The organism is Nakamurella multipartita DSM 44233 (assembly GCF_000024365.1).
GTDB lineage: Bacteria > Actinomycetota > Actinomycetes > Mycobacteriales > Nakamurellaceae > Nakamurella > Nakamurella multipartita.
Window position 1 is genome coordinate 2,754,458 of sequence record NC_013235.1, and the last position, 16,019, is coordinate 2,770,476.

A 16,019-nucleotide genomic window follows, 5' to 3' on the forward strand; every position below is an offset into this window, starting at 1 on the left:
CGAGACCGATCCGGAGGTTCACTCGTGCAGCACCTGACGTACCTGGCGGTGTTGCTGGCCTGCCTGCTGCTCACCGCGCCGCTGGAGCTCGTGCTGCGGGCCCGCGTCTACGGCCGCTGGCGGCGGGCCGCCGCCGCGATCCTGCCGGTCGCCGCCGTCTTCGTGCTCTGGGACTACCTGGCCACCGCCGCCGGCTGGTGGTGGTTCGACGAGCAGTTCGTGACGGGCGTGTTCATCGGGATCCTGCCGTGGGAGGAGTTGATGTTCTTCCTGGTCGTGCCGATCTGCGCGCTGCTGACCTTCGAGGCGGTGCGCCGGCTCCGGCCGGGCTGGGCGGACGCGGCCGCACCGGACCTGGAGGCGCGGCGGTGATCGGCGCCTACACCGCTGGCGCGATCGGGGCGATCGTGGCCGCCGTCCTGATGGACCTGGTGATCGTCCGGACCCGGCTGCTGCGCACCCGGCTGTTCTGGGCCAGCTACGCGATCGTGGTGTTCTTCCAGCTGATCGTGAACGGAATCCTGACCGGTCTGGGCATCGTGCAGTACGACCCGGAGGTGATCCTGGGCGTGCGGCTGGCCTACGCGCCGATCGAGGATCTCGGGTTCGGGTTCGGCCTGGTCACGCTGACCCTGGTGATGTGGACCCGGTCGGGCCGCACCGCGGCCCAGCGGGCGACGGAGGAGACGAGATGACCCAGCAGAACGAGCGTGGCCGGTGGCGGCCGGGTCGCGACCGGATGGCCGTGTGGCACCCGGTCGGTGACGGGTCCGCGCGGGTGCCGGCCCCGGCCCCCCGGGTGCTCGTGGTCGGTGGCGGCATCGCCGGCCTGGCCGCGGCCACCGGATTGGCCGAGCGCGGGGCCCGGGTCGTGCTGGCCGAACAGCATCCCCAGCTCGGCGGCCGGGTCCGCTCCTGGCCGGTGACCCACGGCGAGGACCGGGTCACGATGAGCCGTGGGTTCCACGCGTTCTTCCGCCAGTACTACAACCTGCGGACCCTGCTGCGGCGGGTCGACCCCACCCTGGCCGGGCTGACCCGCGTGGCGGACTACCCGGTGGCGATGGCCGACGGGGCGGCGGACTCGTTCGCCCGGGTGCCGCGGACGCCGCCGGTGAACCTGCTCTGGTACGCCCTGCGCAGCCCCAACTTCGGGCCGCGCGCGTTGCTCAAGGCGGACATCGCCGCCTCGTCCCGGATGCTCGACCTGGACTTCCCGCAGGCCTTCGACGACTTCGACCAGCTGAGCGCCGCGGCCTTCCTGGACGAGCTGAACTTCCCGCCGGCGGTCCGGCACCTGGCGTTGGAGGTGTTCACCCGGAGCTTTTTCGCCGACCCCACCGAGTACGCCGCGGGTGAGCTGCTGGCGATGTTCCACCTGTACTTCGTCGGCTCCTCCGAGGGCCTGCTCTTCGACGTCGCGACCGACGACTTCGGCACGGTGTTCTGGGATCCGCTGCAGCGACATCTGGTGGGCCGCGGGGTCGACGTGCGCACCGGGGTACGGGTCGAGGACCTGCGTTTCCGGGCGGAGGGTGGGGTGCGGGCCGCCTTTGACGACGCGAACGGCCGGGACCTGGAGGTCGATGCGGTGGTGCTGGCCGCCGATCCGCGCAGCACCCGCCGGCTCGTCGCCGAGGCCACCGGCCTGGCCGATGACCGGTGGCGGGCATCGCTGGCCACGACGGGCAACGCGCCGCGCTTCGTGGTGTGGCGGCTGTGGCTGGACCGGCCGGTCCGGGCCGACCGGCCGGCGTTCCTGGGCACGGGTGGGTTCGAGCTGCTGGACAACGTCTCGGTGCTGGAACGGTACGAGGCCGGCGCCCGGCGCTGGTCGACCGACCACGGGGGATCGGTGGTCGAGGTGCACGCCTACGCGATCGATCAGGCCCGCTCCGAGCAGTCGTTGCGAGAAGCGTTGCGGGACGAGCTGGCCGCGGTGTTCCCGGAGACCGGGGCGGCGACCGTGCTGGCCGACGAATGGCTGGTCTCCGACGACTGCCCCTCGTTCCGGCCCGGCGAGCGGCGGCACCGGCCCGGGGTCCGCACTCCCGACCACCGCCTGGTGCTGGCCGGCGACGGCGTGCGCTGCGATCTGCCGGTCGCGCTCATGGAACGCGCGGCCACCACCGGCTGGCTGGCGGCCAACGCGTTGCTGGCCGGGTGGGGCACCCGCGGTCACGACCTGTGGTCGGTCCCGATGTCCTCCCGGGTTCCCGCCCTGCGCCGGCTGCGCCGGCTGGTGGCCTGATCAGGGTCCGGTGACCAGGATCCGCGCCGCGGTGCCGGCCTTGCGCCAGGTGGGCACCCGGGCGCGGGTCCGGAAGACGTCGTAGTCGGCGGCTTCGATCCGGTCCAGGATCCGGGAGTAGAGCACTCGGGCGGTGCCCACGCAGCGCGCCGAGCGCGGCGGCAGGAAGGGCAGGCCGCGGTCCGCGGCCCGGTACAGCTCGCGCGCGCGGTCGATCTCGTGGGCCAGGAACGCGCGCCACTGCGGGGTGACCCGCCGACGTCCCAGATCGACGGGTTTGACGCCGAACCGGCGCAGCTGGTCCTGCGGCAGGTAGATGCGACCCCGGTCCAGATCCTCGGCGACGTCGCGCAGGAAGTTGGTGTACTGGAAGGCGAATCCGAGCGCCCGGGCCGGCGCGAACGCCTCGGGGCCCAGCGGTTGCAGCATCGGCAGCATCATCTCGCCGATCACCGCGGCCGAGCCCTCCATGTACCCCAGCAGGTCGTCCCACGTCTCGTACCGGGTGGTGGTCAGGTCCATGGCCATCGCCCCGTAGAAGCGGTCGAAGCACTCCGGCGCGATGCCCACGGTGCGGACCGTGTGGCCGACCGCGGCCAGCACCGGGTCGGCCGACCCGTCGGTCACGGCGCGCCGGAAGTCGGCGGCGAAATCGGCCAGTTGGCTGCCGATCTCGGCGGCTGACCGGCCCGCGGTGGCCGCCTGGTCGTCGACGATGTCGTCGGCCAGCCGGCACAGCGCGTAGACGGCGTGCACGTGCCGGCGCCGCTCCCGGGGCAGCAGCTGGACGCCCCAGTAGTACGTGGTGCCGTTGCGCCGGGTGATCTCGGCGCACCGGCGATAGCCGTCCTGCAGCAGCCGGTCCTGGACGGCGGAGGTCATCGCGGGCCCGTCCCCAGGTAGCTGCCGATGCGGTCGGCGGCCAGCTTTCCGGAGATCAACACCATCGGCACGCCGACACCGGGCACGGTCCCGGAGCCGGCGAAGAACACGCCGGGGACGCGCTTTTCGACGTTCGGTGGCCGGAACGGGCCGGTCTGGCCGAAGGTATGGGCGAGCGAGAACGGCGTGCCCAGGTGCAGGCCGCCGCGTTCCCAGTCCAGGGGCGTGACCATCTCTTCGGCGACGATGTCGGTCGGGTACCCGGCACCGTCCAGGAACTGCAGCAGCCGCTCCCGCATCGGGCCGGCTTCGGTCGACCAGTCCGGGCCGGCCGTCAGGTTCGGCACCGGCTCGAGCACGAACAGGGTGCTCGCGCCGGGCGGAGCCGCACCCGGGTCGGACCGGCTGGGCACCGTGACCAGCCGGGACGGGTCGGGCATCAGCCGCCCGTCGTGCAGCAGGGCGTCGAACGCGGACGCCCATTCGTGCCCGAAATGGATGTTGTGATGGGCGATGTCGTCGTGCACGCGGCCGCGCACGCCCAGGTGCCAGACCACCGCGGAGGGCGAGTACGTGCCCTTGCGCACGGCGCGCGGCGGGCGTAACTCGGGCAGCAACCGGCGGTAGGCGACCGGCAGATCGGGGGTGAGCACCACCGCGTCCGCCCGTTCGGTCTCGCCGCCGGACAACCGGACGCCGGCGACCGCACCGGTGTCGCCGCGGCGCAGGATCTCGGTGACGTCGGCGCCGTACCTGATTTGGCCGCCCGCCTTCTCGACGGCGGCGGCCAGGGCGGCCGGAATGGCATGCATCCCACCGTCGGGATACCAGACCCCTTGGACGGTGTCCATGTAGGTGATGACCGCGTAGAGAGCCAGCGCATCGTCGGGGGACAGGCCGGCGTACAACGCCTGGAAGCTGAACAGCCGGTGCAGGCGCGGATCGGCGAAGCGCCGCCGGACGGCCGGTCCCAACCGGCCGAACGCGCCGAGCCGCAGCAACCGGGCCGCGGCCCGCGGGGAGGACACGAGATCCAGGGCGGTATCGAAGTTGCGGTCGATGAACCGCGACCACTCGGCGTCGTAGAGCTGCTCGAGCCAGTCCACGAAGCGGTCGTAGGCGGCCGCGTCGACCGGTCCGCTGGCCGCGGCGATCTCGGCGCGCATGGCCGCCCGATCGGCCGGCACACGCAAGGTGCTGCCATCGGCGTACACGGCCCGGTAGGCCGGATCGAGCCGGCGCAGGGTCAGCACATCGCTCATCCGGACCCCGGCGGCGCCCAGGGTATCGGCGATGAGCTGCGGCATGGTCAGCACCGAGGGTCCGGTATCGAACACGAAGCCCGCCGACTCCAGGCGGCCCGCCCGCCCGCCGGGCAGGGACTCCCGCTCGGTGACCAGCACCTCGTGCCCGCGACCGGCCAGGTGACAGGCGGCGGCCAGGCCGGCCAGCCCGGCACCGACCACCACGACCCGGCTCATCGCTCACGCCAGGCGATGGCGCGGGCGAGCCGGCGGAGCTCGGCGACGGCGTCGGGGTCCAGCTCCGGGTCGTCCAGGGCCCGCAGGGCCGTCTCGGCCGCCTGCCCGATCATCCGCTCGACGCTCGAGCGGGTGCCGTTCGTCGACAACTCCTCCAGCAGCACCGCCAGATCTGCGCGGCCGAACGAGGGCGTGCCGACCCGGTCCAGCGCGCACCGGGCGGCGGGGGATCGGGTGCGGTCCACCGCGATCGACAGCAGGACAGTCGGTTTGCCGCTGATCAGGTCGTCCCCGGCGGGTTTGCCGGTGCGGGCCGGATCGCCCCACACCCCCAGGACGTCGTCGCGGAGGGCGAACGCCTCACCCAGGTGCTGGCCGTAGTTGCTCAACGCCAGTCGCGTGGAGTCCGGCGCGCCGGCGATGACGGCCCCCAGCTCGAGCGGGCGCTGCACCGTGTACCGCCCGGACTTCAGGATCGCCACCGAATGCGCGAAGGGCAGATCCCGGCGGCGGGCCGCGGTGCCGGTGAGGTCCTGACGCTGCCCGACCACGAGTTCGACGACCAGGTGACGCCAGAGCCGGCGGGTCGCCGGCGGTGTCTCGGCGATCATGCCCTCGGCCTCGGCCAGGGCCAGGTCGCCGGCCAGGATGGCGATACTGGTGCCGAACAGCTCGGGGTCGCCGACGGCTCCGGTCGCGGCGTGCCGGCGGCCGGCCTGCCGGTGCACCGTGGGCACCCCCCGGCGCGAGTCCGACTCGTCCATCACGTCGTCGTGCACGAGGGCGAACAGGTGCAGCAGCTCGAGCGCGGCGCTGACCGTGACGATCTGCCGGCGTTCCCCGGTGCGGTCCGGGCCGGCGCAGGCGGCCCAGCCCAGGTAGGTCATCGTCGGCCGGATCCGTTTGCCGCCGCTGCCCAGCAGGGCCAGCAGCAGCTGGGGCAGATCGGCGTCGCCGAGCACATCGGGCGGCTGGCCGCCCGCCAGGTCCGTCCAGTGCCGAGTCAGGGTGTCCATGGTCTGACCCAGCAGGGCGTCGACGGCCGCGAGATGGTCCCGGACTCCGCCCGGGCGATCGAGCAGGGAGTCGGGTCGGGCGACCGGCCGGCCGGGTGCGGCGGGCTGGTCCGGGATCAGGCTGGTGGGTCGGGTCACGTCACTTCCGGCCGTCGGTCGGGTGGGCAGGTGCTATCGGTACCTGCCGAACCCGCCCTTTGGAGGCGGAGAACGCGGATTGGTGTTCCTGGGTGTGTTCCGGCCTCATCTGCCGCGTGTTCCCGACCCGCACCGGATCGACACCGTTGTCGGAAAACCCGCCCCGCCGGCGGGGCCGTCGACGTGATACATCGCCGGGAACGTCACCGGTGGGCGGTCTTCCGGGGACCCCGCGAACCGGGTCCCGTCCTGGCCGGGGTCAGGAACCGGCCGCGGCGGTGCGGGCCCGGGCCATCCGCGGCCGCATCAGCAGGTACGCGATGACGGCCATCCCGATCATGACGAACAGGCGGTTCGGGTCGACCGCGGGCAGCCACTTCACCTTGCCGCCCTGGACGACGTACGCACCGGCCGGAGCGCCGGTCATTCCGAAGCCGCCGCCCTCACCTTCCTGGCCCTTCTCGTCGTGACCGGAGCCGCCGCCGGCACCGCCTCGGACCGACGCGGCGGGGATGACCGCCAGCCCGTCGCGTTCGAACGGCTCCCCGAAGACCCGCTTGACCGTCAGGGTGTCCCGGGTCGAGTTCACGAGTTCGTCCAGCTTCATGGCTCCTCCTCCCCGGTGCCACCGAGCCGGTCGGCACCGTTCAGTCAACCTTCGTCCGCATTTGTCCGGATCCCCCAGAGGAGAAGGTCCCGCCGCCCTCGGCTGGACGGGGTGAGAGGTCAGTCCGGGGGCGCCCACCCGGTCCGGCCTGGGCGGCCAGCCGGTCCGGGACCGTCCGCTTGCGTTGACCGGATCCGCGTCCGGCCGGACCCTCGATCCGAGGCGATCACTCGGAATTCTCGGTGCTCTGGGCGGACACGGCCGCCTTCAGAAACTCCCTGATGAGGTGCTCCTGCTGCTCATCGGGTTGGCCGGACAGCGTGAGCATCGAGTCACCGACCGAGATTTTCACTCGGCAGTCCTTGGTGGTGCGGGTGACCCATCCGCGGATGATGGTGACCGCCTGAGCGATCGCCAAGGTGGAGCTGGCGACGGCCACCAGCAGCGATCCGAGCGTGGCGGCATCCACACCTCGGGCCCCCTCGGGCGCGCGATCACCCGCGGTCCGGCCGACGTCCCCGACGTCCGCGACGAGCAGTTCCTGGCGCAGGGCCAGCGTGAGGTCCTCGATCCGTCCGGGATCGGCGTCGGTTTCGGCGACCTGAACTCGCAGTTCGAGACGGTCCATCGATCACCCCTGCGGTTCTCGTGGGGCACTCACGCCCACGCCACCGGTTCCCGGGCCGTCTGCCCGACCGGCGCTCCGGCCAGGACGGGGGAGCTGGCCGATGACGCAACCGATCGCCACCACGACCGGGGGTAGGGCGAGCCGCCACCAGTCGGTCGCACCGAGCCACGGATACGCGCCGGCCGCGACGACCCAAGGGGCATCGTCGATCCACAGAACTACGAACGACACGATCATGGTCAGCGCCATCCTCCGCTGGGAGCCGGACAGCCGCAGCAGCGGGACGGGCAGAGCCAGGATGGCCAGCTCAACCGGGGGGACCCACATCCACGGCTCGGACTCGCTCTGCTCGGACAGATCGATGACGGCGGCGAGCAGCCCGACCACGACGACGACCAGACCGACCGCGCCTCGCCAGTCCCAGCGCGCGGCGACCGAATCCGTCAGCCCGGGGGCAGATCGGAGTGCGATCAGGCCGCCGGTGCCCGTGAGCGCCACGCCGGCCGCCTGGGCCAGCACGCCGGGGTACCAGGTGGTCTGGTCAGAACTCGCGGTCGCGATCACGGTGACGAGCAACAGGCCGAGGCCGGCGAGGGCCGTGCCCAGAAGGCCACCCACCGCGATCCCGCTCCACCGACCGGCCACCAGTGCGGCCACCGCGGCGAACACGACCGCAGCGGGCAGGAGCAGGATGACGCCAGGCGCCCGGGTGACGCTCCAGTAGCTTTCGCCACCGAACGCGCTGCTGGCCCACGGGAAGAACGGCGCCATGGCCAGCAGGATCCCGCCCCCGACGGCCAGCAGTGGGGCTGTCCCGTATCGATCCCCGGACCGATGGTGGGTGGCCGGCTCGTCGGCCGGGATGTCCGTGACGTCGGTGGCTGCCGTGACGGCCGCAGCGGCTTGGGCACGCACCGGGTCGGCCGTGTCCGCGTCGTCGGGACGGGACACCGGGTCGGCGTCGCGGACCACGCCGGTGAGCGGCACCCGAACCTCCCCGGCCGGCGACCGGACGGCCAGGGTGCCGGCGAATCGTCCGGGCGTCGACACGTCCATCCGCACGCGAACAAGCCGACCCTGCACCGACACTCGGAAAGTCTCCGGTTCCGCGGAGATCTCGGCGAGCTCCACCAGGGGCGGTCCGCGGAGCTCGCAGGTCAGCCAGATCGGGCTCCGGTCCGACCGGGACCTCACCGAAGGACAGCGCTGCCGCCGACACCGACATCGCCGTCGCGTCCAGCGCGGCCGCGGCTGCGGTTGCGACGCTGCGGCTGTCGTCGTCGCACAGGGACTGCAGGGATTGCCGGGCCGCCCACGCGACCGGCAGCTCGCCGCTGTTGGCCAGGCGGGCCAATTCCTCCACGGCGCCCCGCCGAACCACCGGGTAGGCATGGTCGATCACCTCGATCAACGGCGCCGGCAGGTCGCCCGGCCGCAGGGTCCGGCGCGGTGACCGGGCGATCACCAGGTCACCCTCCAGCCCGTACTCCCATTTCGACGGGGTCTGGTGGGGTGTCTGCCCGAGCACGCGGTCGTAGACGTAGTCGTACAGTTCGCCCAGCGAGACCAGACCATCGCCGTCGCGATCGGCCTCGCCCGAGCGAATTCCCTGCACGACCGCTCCGGTGAACAGCGACGGCGCGGGCGGCCCCTGCTCCTCGCTGAGCCGGGTGCCTTCGAACGCGTACTGGACGGCACTGGAGGCCGTGATCACCACCCGCCCCCGGCCGCCGCCCAGCGGCTCCTGGGAGAACTGGTCGCGGACGGCCACGTTGCCGGCGGCGCGGGCCGTCATGCCCCGTTCGAATGCCCCGCCGTAGCAGCAGTCCAGCAGCAACACGACGCTGCGGGCGCGGCTGCGGCGAATCAAGTGATTGATCAGCCCGGCGTCGGTCGCGGTCGAGGCCAGGCGGGTCGGAATGGTGTTCCGGGCGGCGAGGTAGAGCCCTCCGGATTCGTCCTTCAAGCCGTGACAGGAAAAGTGCAGTAAGGCCAGGTCGCCCGGCCGGCATTCCATCAGGAAGTCTTCCAGTATTTCGGCCGTCTCCGCGGATGTCGCGTTGTGGCTGGTCCGAACGTCGAAACCACCCAACTTCGGGTCGCCCAAGGTGCCGGCCAGCGCGTCGGCGTCCGCGACCGGGGCGGACAACCGCTGCAGGTCCGGATGGTCGTAGACGTCCACGGCGAAGATCAACGCCATACGGCGTTCCATGGCCGAATTGCACCTCCCATCGCCAACGCCGACAGGAACTCTCGCGCTGCCAAGAAGTGTTCGCCGACCAGATGCGGAAGGCAACCGGTTTGCCGTTCCTGGTGGCGGCTTGAGCGGCCGCAGAAAGGCTGGACGGTCGCGTCGGCCGGCCTGCAACGGCCGAGAGCGTCGAGTGCCCGGGCAGCGACGGCATCGGGTGGCCGCCAGCAGCCTCCATCTCAATGGTGGCCGGAGCGGGAGGGTCTGATCCGTACCACTAGGAGCATGAGCAGAGCCAGTGCGGTGACCAGTCCCGACGCGACGAAGACGCCGCGGTAGCCCAGGGCGCTGGTGGAACCGAAGGCGATGATCGCCCCGGAGGCGATCGCCCCGATGCGGCGGGTGTTCGCGTAGATGCCGACGGCCAGGCCCGGCTGCGGGATCATGTCCTGGAACAGGGTCATGCCGATCCCGGCGACGGCCGCGACCAACCAGGCACTGAGCACCTGGACGGCCAGCAGGGCGATGGGGCCGGACAGCGCGGCCATGGCCGCGCAGTAGGCGATGCCGGCCAGGCAACCGGCGATGATCAGTCCCAGGCTGGTGAAACGGCGGCTCAGCCGGCCCATGATCAGCAGGGCAGGAATCTCCAGCCCCGCCGCGACGGCCAGCGCGGCGCCGGCCCACACGACGCCGAGCCCCAGCGATTCGGTCACGTACAGCGTCATCACCGCAACGGCGGCCGCGTTCCCGGCTTGCACGGCCACGAACGCGCCGATCACCACCGCGACGGTCGACCGCGACGGTCTCATCGTCGTCTGCTGTTCGACGACCGGTGGTCGGAGGCGGTCCGACGCCGCTCCTCGCATCATCAGCGCGGTGACGGCCACACTGAGCACGCCGATGACGCCGAGTGCGGCCAACAGTGAGCGGTCGCCGAACGCCCCGACCAGGAAGGTGGCGATGGGCGGCCCGGCGACCCAGGCGAACGAGACCACGGCGCGGGTGTTGACCACCTGATTCGGTGTCGCTCCGGAATGCCGCAGGTGCGCGAACAGCAGCGAAAACCCCGAGCTCGCCGGCCCGCCCAGCACGGCCAGCGCCACTGCGGCGATCGGCAAGGACGTGCTCAACGCCAGCGCGGCGGCCAGTGCCGCAGTGAGGGCCGCGCAGACCACCAGGGACGGCAGGTACCGGCGCGCTCGGTCGGCGCGGGCCGGGATGACCAGCGCAGCAAGGAACCCGCTGGCGTTGTAGACGGCGATGACCCAGCCGACCTGCACGGTGGTCGCGTCGTACAGCGAGACCAGCAGCAATGCCAGCACGGGCGTGAGGAACGCCGCCTGCAGACCCCACAGCAGCGCCGCCGACGGCACCAGCACGCTCGATCGCGCCGGTGGCATCATCGAAGCGGCTCCGTCCGTGGGTCGATCTGGTGCGGCTGATCTCGATCAGTGAACAGGACCCGCCGACAGTCCGTGCCATTGCACCGGAATCGGAGCGGGCCAGGGACGGCATCGTCAGTCCTGCGGATCGACGGCAGCCAGGGCATCCACCGACGACCCTTCACCCACGCCTTGGTGATCGGCGAATCCAGGACCGCTGGGTCTGCCCGGCCGGCCCATCAACCGGCCGAGTCAGCTTGAATGGAGGTGAGCCGGCGGCGGAAGGGACATCGGATGTCCATTGGATCGGTCGAGTCAGGCACCATCGACCCGTCATCGAGTTGGCGATCAGCGGCGGAACTGGCCGCGTCGGCGCTGCCGCGAGCTCGGTCCGGCGAACCGACAACCGTGGTCGTCACCGGCGAGCCCGGCATGGGGAAGTCGACGCTGTTGGACGAGGTTGCCCGCCGAGCAGAGGGTTTCCGCGTCCTGTCGGCCGAGGGACTGACCGGGGACATCGACCCGTATTCCAGCCTGGCCGGCTGGGGCGTGTCGATCGGCCGGGCGGACCCGAGGATGTCCTCGCCGTTTCTCATCGCCCAGGAGATTCGCTCGGTGCTGGACGAGATCGGATCGGATCAGCCGGTCCTGCTGCGACTGGACGATCTGCAGTGGGCCGATCCGGAGTCGGTCCGGGCGCTGATCGCCTTGATGCGGCGGATGTCCGGGGATCGTCTGCTGTTGGTGGTGGCCACCCGGCCGCTGGGTGACGTGCACCCGCAATGGCAACGGTGGGTGGACCGGTCCGATCGGGTCGTGCGGGTGGGACTTCAGGGGGTGAGTCTGGCCGAGGCGGAGGAACTGGCCCGGCCTCGGCAGCCCGGGCTGGACTCGTCGACCGTCCGGATGTTGTGGGAGCACACCGGACGCAATCCGCTTTACCTGACCGCACTGCTGTCCGAGTACGACCGGGCCACGTTGGTGGGCAGCCGGGTCGCGCCGGCACCGGAACAGTTCGCCCGCATCGTCCAGCAGCAGGTGGCCCGGCTCGGTGCCCCGGCCGCGCGCATGCTGTGGGCCGTGGTCGTGCTGGGGGCCGGATGGGTGCCGCTCGCCGATGCCGCGCAGGTCGCGGGTGTCGCCGATCCGGAGGCGACGGTCGATGCGCTGACCGCCGCGGGACTGGCCGTGGCCCGCGACCTGGCCGGCGGCGTCGAGGTGCGGGCGGCCCACGCCCTGCTCCGATCGGCCGTGTACCAGCAGATACCACGCCTGGATCGACGCGAGATGCACACCCGTGCAGCGCAAGTCGTCGTGCTGCCGGAGGCCGTCCTGGATCATCGGGTGGCGGCCACGTCGGGATCCGACGATGCCCTGGCCGAAGACCTGGCCCACTTCGCCTGGTTGTGCTACGACCAGCAACGGTATCGCGACGCCGCCCGATTGCTCCGTCAGTCGGCCGGTCTGACCGCGGACGTCGACCGGCGCGAGCGTCGGTGGCTGGACTCGCTGTACGTGGGGGCGGTGGCGGGTGATGTCGGCGCCGTGCGTGCGGAGTCCGACCGCGTGCGGCTGGCCCGGGATGCCATCCGGCGCGCGCTGGTGCTGGGCGCAACGGAGGTCTTGCAGGGCGCTGCCGTGCTCGGCGTGCAGATCCTGACGGCGGACCCCAGCCTGCTGAGCGAGCCCGTGGGCGATGATCCCGATCGCGCCCGGGTCCACTACCGCCTGCAGGTCTTGCTCGCCTGGGCCCGAACGACGTCCGGGGCCCCGACGGACCTCGTGCTGGCCGGGATCCGGCGGTGCACCGAACTTGGCATTGGTCACCCAGTTGCGGCGCGCCGCGGGCCTGGCCAAGTCCGCGTTCATCGCTGATCGGGCCGCCGCCTGGCTGACCGATCATGCCCAGGCCACGCCCGCCGCGGCGGACGGGTGCGACCGTCCACTGATCATCTGGACCTGGCACCAGCAGGTCGCCGAAGCCATCGCCGCGGCCCTGGCCCACCACCAGGTCGCCGCCGACCGGGTGGGTGTCATCACCGGCGCGACGCCCGGCGCGGATCGCACCCGGCTCTGTGACGCCTACCAGGCCGGCCGGCTTTCGCTGCTGGTCTGCTCGATCCCGACGATCGGCGTCGGGGTCACCCTCACCCGCGGATGTGACGCATGGATGGCCGAGACCAGTTGGACGCCATCCGAGATCAGCCAGGCGGAGGACCGGCAATGGCGGCGTGGTCAGTCCCGCGACGTGGTCGTGACGACGTTCATCGGCGTCGGCACGCTCGACGAACGGGTCCAGGACAGCCTGGCCCGCAAGGCCGACGACCTGGACCAGGTACTGACCGGCGGCGACAACCAGGTGGCGGTGCTGAACCGGTCGAACCGCGGGGAGCAGGCGGACCTGTTGTACAAGGTGGTCGCCGACCGGGTCGCCCACCTCGACGGGGCACGACGCCGGACGGCCTGAACCGCGGCGCCGATCAGCAGGTCCCGCTCGCTGACCACGTCTGTTCCCTGGCGGCGACCCGAGGGCGTGCGACGCACACGATGGTGGCATGGGGAGATCGGCGAATCCGCCCGGCGCGTTCCGTGAGCACATCTGCTACGCGGACTTCGCGTGGGCGACGAATCGGATCGGGCCGGGCGAGGACGTGTATCTGCGCCACATGTTCACCCCCGCCCGGTACTTGGTGGTGGGTGCCCTGTCAGACTCCGAGTTTCTGGCGCGGGGTGAACGGTCAGGCGCACCTGTGCTCGCACGGCTGGAGCCGTCCCGGTTTCGCAGCGAGAATTTCGTGATCTTCGCGGGCTTGGTCGACAACGGCAGGGACGCGCAGGACGTCATGCTCGACGTCGACCGATGCAACACCTGGTTCGGGTTGGCGCCCAACCCGGAGATTGCGGGCCTGCGGCGCCGGATCCGGCTGCGTCTGCTGCGTAACCCGGGATGACCGGCGGGTCGCCGTGCCGTGCCGCACACGACGACGGCATGAGTGAAGCCACCGGCATTGTCGGCGTTGACCATCTGGCTGATACCGAACGAGGCCGTTCGATCGACTACCTCACCTACCTGCTGGACGAGTCGGATGATCCGGATCTGCTGGTGTAGCAAGCTGTTCACCCCCAGCAACTCGCTCTTGCTGGGGCCGCTGTGCACCCGGACCGGGAACAGTAGTCCGCCGGCGTTGAACTCGGCCATGGTGGCCGCGCGGCGCCGGTTCGGCCGAACACGGTGACCACGTACCGCAGCGCGTCCTGCACCCCGGTGTCCGGGTCCAGCACGACCTTGCGGGCCGGGTCGTCGACCAGGCCGACCGGCAGCGGCATGGCCAGTTGCCCGCGGCTCGCCTTGAACAGTTGCCCGCCGCGGAGCCGGGCCTTGATGAAGTGCAGTTCGGCCTCGCTTATGGTGCCCTCCAGGCCGACCAGGAGTCGGTCGTTGAACTCGCCGGGGTCGTGAGGCCGTCCTCGTCGCAGATCAATGTGCCGTTAGCGTACGGACCAAAGAGCGGGGCCTCGGCATACTCTTGGCAATTGGTCGATCGCTGCCTGTACCGAGGGGAATATTTCGTCGCGATTCTTGTAGTTCAGCAGTGACTTCGGTCGAGGCCGATTGCTCTCGCAAGCCCGGAGATCGTCAACGGCCGCTGTTCCGTCATGATGTCCTGCTGTGCCCACGCCGTCTGTCCGCGCTCGTTGAAGCCGGTGGCTTCCATGTGCTTGATGATGTGCGGGTCTTGCTCGTCGAAGTAGGCCTGGATAGCCATGCGGAGTTCAGTCTCGGTCTTGAATTTGAGCGACCGACCGACCGGATTCTTGTCGTCCGACTGATTCTGTTCAGCTTGTTGGGTGGTGGATTCTGCCATACATTTTCAACATAATATCAACTCGGCGGATTTACTTCGTATAAGCCATCGCTATTCTTCGCGACAACCACTACGCTCGTGGAGCTACCATCGATATCCAGGGTGCACTTAAACGAGGTGCCGGCCTTCACTGGCTGGTTCTCCGGGCACTTGAGATTAGTGATACCGTTAAGCCCGTAGCCGGAGGGTGGCAATGCGGATAGGACATTCAGAACGCCCTGCTCAACCTGGGCTCGGTCGAATACTCTGCTCAGTTGAGAAGAACCTTGAGTCTCAGTGACCTTAACGAAACTGGTAACGGTCACTGTCGGCTGGGTTTGGACTATCGTCGTGATCGTCGCCGCCGGCAGTGCCGAGGCAGACTGAACGACTGCGGGCGAGCAGGCGACTATTGACGCCAGGGGGATGAACGCAGGGAGCCGGCGCCAGTTCAAAGCCATGGGACATGTTAACGGATGCGCTTGCCGCTTTCGGTGTGGCAGGATGCCGCGGGTATGGGGGCCGGTCTGTCCAGTATGGGGGAGCAGCAAGTGGCGAAGTTCGAGTACGGCCAGTGGACCGAGTACACCACTCGCAAAGGCGGCTTCGTTCGCGGCGAGCCGGTCATGGCTTACTTCTTCACGACGGAGACGTCCGAAGTTCTACTGGCGGCCACGTCCATCATCGCCGCCTTGAACGAAGTCGGGCGTGATGGGTGGGAAGAGTATCGGGTTGAGAACCAACCCGAGCCACCTGGCAAGCGTCCAGGCATGGAAATCGAACGGGCCAAGCGATTCCAAGAGCGGCACGATTACATGCCGGGTTCGATAGACCTGCATGCGACGCGATGGTTCCGACGTGTGGACATAGTTGGGTACGCCGTCAACCTTGGAAAGAATGAGCTATAACAACCACGGCCGGGGCTCGACAGGCGGCACACCCAGTCAAGTCCGGGCCGAGCCCCGGAACCGGCGGGCTGGATCTTCGCGCGATCGCTACGCCATCCGGCCGAATTTCCAAGTTGTCGGTTGTCGAAACGGCTCCGTTCGGCGGCATAACTAAGCGATTACTGGTCGTCTTGTCTTGGCGGTGTTTGCCGTCTAGGCTGATCAGCAACTTTGCGGAGAGTTTGCAGGCATCGACATGGGATGGCCAGCCGATCGCCCACGGATCCGACCTGGAAGGAATCTGCATGAAGCAGAGATGGAGAATCGCGACCATTCTCGGTGCCGTGTGTCTGGGTGTCGGCGTGGCCCAGCCGGTCAGTGCGGAGCCCATCGGCGATTTTGCGCTTCCACTGCCAGCCGGGCAGGCCTGCGAATTTGACATTGCGTGGCCGGTACAGGCGGTGACCTCACCGTGGTCGAGAACCGCGGTAAAAACAAGAAGCTGGTCTCATCGCTCCTGGAGGGAACCGGCTCGAATTTGACATTCACGAATCCGGCGAACACGAAATCGGTCTACCTGGCATCGGCGCCGGTTTCGAACAAGACTTTCTATTATCCCAATGGCAGGCCGGAGCTGATGATAAATTCCGGTGCTAACCTCGATCTTTCTTCCGGTGGTCGGGCGGCCTCGTAGCCGTTCCTCATGAT

18 protein-coding genes and 1 pseudogene are annotated in these 16,019 nt (G+C 70.0%); 8 read left to right on the forward strand and 11 right to left on the reverse strand.

What is annotated here, in order from left to right; all coding sequences use genetic code 11:
• Positions 1-24 precede the first annotated feature (24 nt).
• From NAMU_RS12425 to NAMU_RS12435, 3 genes are read left to right on the forward strand one after another with little or no spacing between them, the layout of a single operon-like run.
• Entirely contained in the window at positions 25-372 is a 348-nt protein-coding gene (locus NAMU_RS12425) for a lycopene cyclase domain-containing protein (protein WP_015747753.1), read from the forward strand.
• Complete coding sequence (locus tag NAMU_RS12430; protein ID WP_015747754.1) at positions 369-695, forward strand: lycopene cyclase domain-containing protein; 327 nt, start codon at positions 369-371, stop codon at positions 693-695. Before NAMU_RS12425 ends, NAMU_RS12430 begins: the two co-directional genes overlap by 4 nt.
• Positions 692-2,251: an FAD-dependent oxidoreductase gene (locus NAMU_RS12435; RefSeq protein WP_015747755.1), complete on the forward strand. Its 1,560-nt coding sequence runs from the start codon at positions 692-694 to the stop codon at positions 2,249-2,251. Before NAMU_RS12430 ends, NAMU_RS12435 begins: the two co-directional genes overlap by 4 nt.
• On the opposite strand, the gene NAMU_RS12440 is transcribed toward NAMU_RS12435, so the two are convergent.
• The 8 genes and pseudogenes from NAMU_RS12440 to NAMU_RS12475 all read right to left on the reverse strand — a co-directional run bounded on the left by NAMU_RS12440 (position 2,252) and on the right by NAMU_RS12475 (position 10,600).
• Positions 2,252-3,133: a phytoene/squalene synthase family protein gene (locus NAMU_RS12440; protein WP_015747756.1), complete on the reverse strand. Its 882-nt coding sequence runs from the start codon at positions 3,131-3,133 to the stop codon at positions 2,252-2,254.
• Positions 3,130-4,614, reverse strand: coding sequence for a phytoene desaturase family protein (locus tag NAMU_RS12445; RefSeq protein ID WP_015747757.1), 1,485 nt, complete (start codon positions 4,612-4,614; stop codon positions 3,130-3,132). Before NAMU_RS12445 ends, NAMU_RS12440 begins: the two co-directional genes overlap by 4 nt.
• Complete coding sequence (locus NAMU_RS12450; RefSeq protein ID WP_015747758.1) at positions 4,611-5,768, reverse strand: polyprenyl synthetase family protein; 1,158 nt, start codon at positions 5,766-5,768, stop codon at positions 4,611-4,613. Before NAMU_RS12450 ends, NAMU_RS12445 begins: the two co-directional genes overlap by 4 nt.
• A gap of 259 nt (positions 5,769-6,027) precedes the next feature.
• The gene (locus tag NAMU_RS12455) at positions 6,028-6,375 is read right to left on the reverse strand and encodes a spore germination protein GerW family protein (RefSeq protein WP_015747759.1); all 348 of its coding nucleotides are present in this window, start codon (positions 6,373-6,375) and stop codon (positions 6,028-6,030) included.
• Between the two features lie 226 nt (positions 6,376-6,601).
• Entirely contained in the window at positions 6,602-7,003 is a 402-nt protein-coding gene (locus tag NAMU_RS27380; protein WP_015747760.1) for a hypothetical protein, read from the reverse strand.
• 3 nt (positions 7,004-7,006) lie between these two features.
• Positions 7,007-8,065 (reverse strand): hypothetical protein, encoded by a 1,059-nt coding sequence (locus tag NAMU_RS30975; RefSeq protein WP_245544888.1) that lies wholly within the window; start codon positions 8,063-8,065, stop codon positions 7,007-7,009.
• A 448-nt stretch (positions 8,066-8,513) separates the two neighbouring features.
• Positions 8,514-9,215: pseudogene (locus NAMU_RS31765) on the reverse strand (caspase family protein); the annotation flags it as partial.
• 218 nt (positions 9,216-9,433) lie between these two features.
• On the reverse strand, positions 9,434-10,600 hold the full coding sequence (locus tag NAMU_RS12475) for an MFS transporter (RefSeq protein WP_015747763.1): 1,167 nt from the start codon (positions 10,598-10,600) through the stop codon (positions 9,434-9,436).
• 273 nt (positions 10,601-10,873) lie between these two features.
• Between NAMU_RS12475 and NAMU_RS27385 the strand changes: the two genes are divergently transcribed.
• From NAMU_RS27385 to NAMU_RS12490, 3 genes are all read left to right on the forward strand, one after another.
• Entirely contained in the window at positions 10,874-12,454 is a 1,581-nt protein-coding gene (locus tag NAMU_RS27385; RefSeq protein WP_169312488.1) for an ATP-binding protein, read from the forward strand.
• On the forward strand, positions 12,393-13,046 hold the full coding sequence (locus tag NAMU_RS12485; RefSeq protein WP_015747764.1) for a helicase-related protein: 654 nt from the start codon (positions 12,393-12,395) through the stop codon (positions 13,044-13,046). Before NAMU_RS27385 ends, NAMU_RS12485 begins: the two co-directional genes overlap by 62 nt.
• Before the next feature lie 88 nt (positions 13,047-13,134).
• Entirely contained in the window at positions 13,135-13,530 is a 396-nt protein-coding gene (locus tag NAMU_RS12490) for a hypothetical protein (RefSeq protein WP_015747765.1), read from the forward strand.
• A gap of 166 nt (positions 13,531-13,696) precedes the next feature.
• Here the strand turns inward: NAMU_RS12490 and NAMU_RS30235 are convergent, their stop codons facing one another.
• From NAMU_RS30235 to NAMU_RS31770, 3 genes are all read right to left on the reverse strand, one after another.
• Positions 13,697-13,906, reverse strand: a complete 210-nt coding sequence (locus tag NAMU_RS30235) for a hypothetical protein (RefSeq protein WP_041368817.1) — start codon at positions 13,904-13,906, stop codon at positions 13,697-13,699.
• 260 nt (positions 13,907-14,166) lie between these two features.
• The gene (locus tag NAMU_RS12505) at positions 14,167-14,445 is read right to left on the reverse strand and encodes a terminase small subunit (RefSeq protein ID WP_015747767.1); all 279 of its coding nucleotides are present in this window, start codon (positions 14,443-14,445) and stop codon (positions 14,167-14,169) included.
• A 17-nt stretch (positions 14,446-14,462) separates the two neighbouring features.
• Positions 14,463-14,885, reverse strand: coding sequence for a DUF4333 domain-containing protein (locus tag NAMU_RS31770; protein ID WP_015747768.1), 423 nt, complete (start codon positions 14,883-14,885; stop codon positions 14,463-14,465).
• Positions 14,886-14,975: 90 nt separating this feature from the next.
• Here NAMU_RS31770 and NAMU_RS12510 point away from each other — a divergent pair, with 90 nt between their 5' ends.
• Together NAMU_RS12510 and NAMU_RS29245 are read left to right on the forward strand one after the other, a co-directional pair.
• Positions 14,976-15,332 (forward strand): hypothetical protein, encoded by a 357-nt coding sequence (locus NAMU_RS12510; protein ID WP_138180134.1) that lies wholly within the window; start codon positions 14,976-14,978, stop codon positions 15,330-15,332.
• Between the two features lie 451 nt (positions 15,333-15,783).
• Positions 15,784-16,005 (forward strand): hypothetical protein, encoded by a 222-nt coding sequence (locus NAMU_RS29245; RefSeq protein WP_015747770.1) that lies wholly within the window; start codon positions 15,784-15,786, stop codon positions 16,003-16,005.
• Positions 16,006-16,019: the final 14 nt, after the last annotated feature.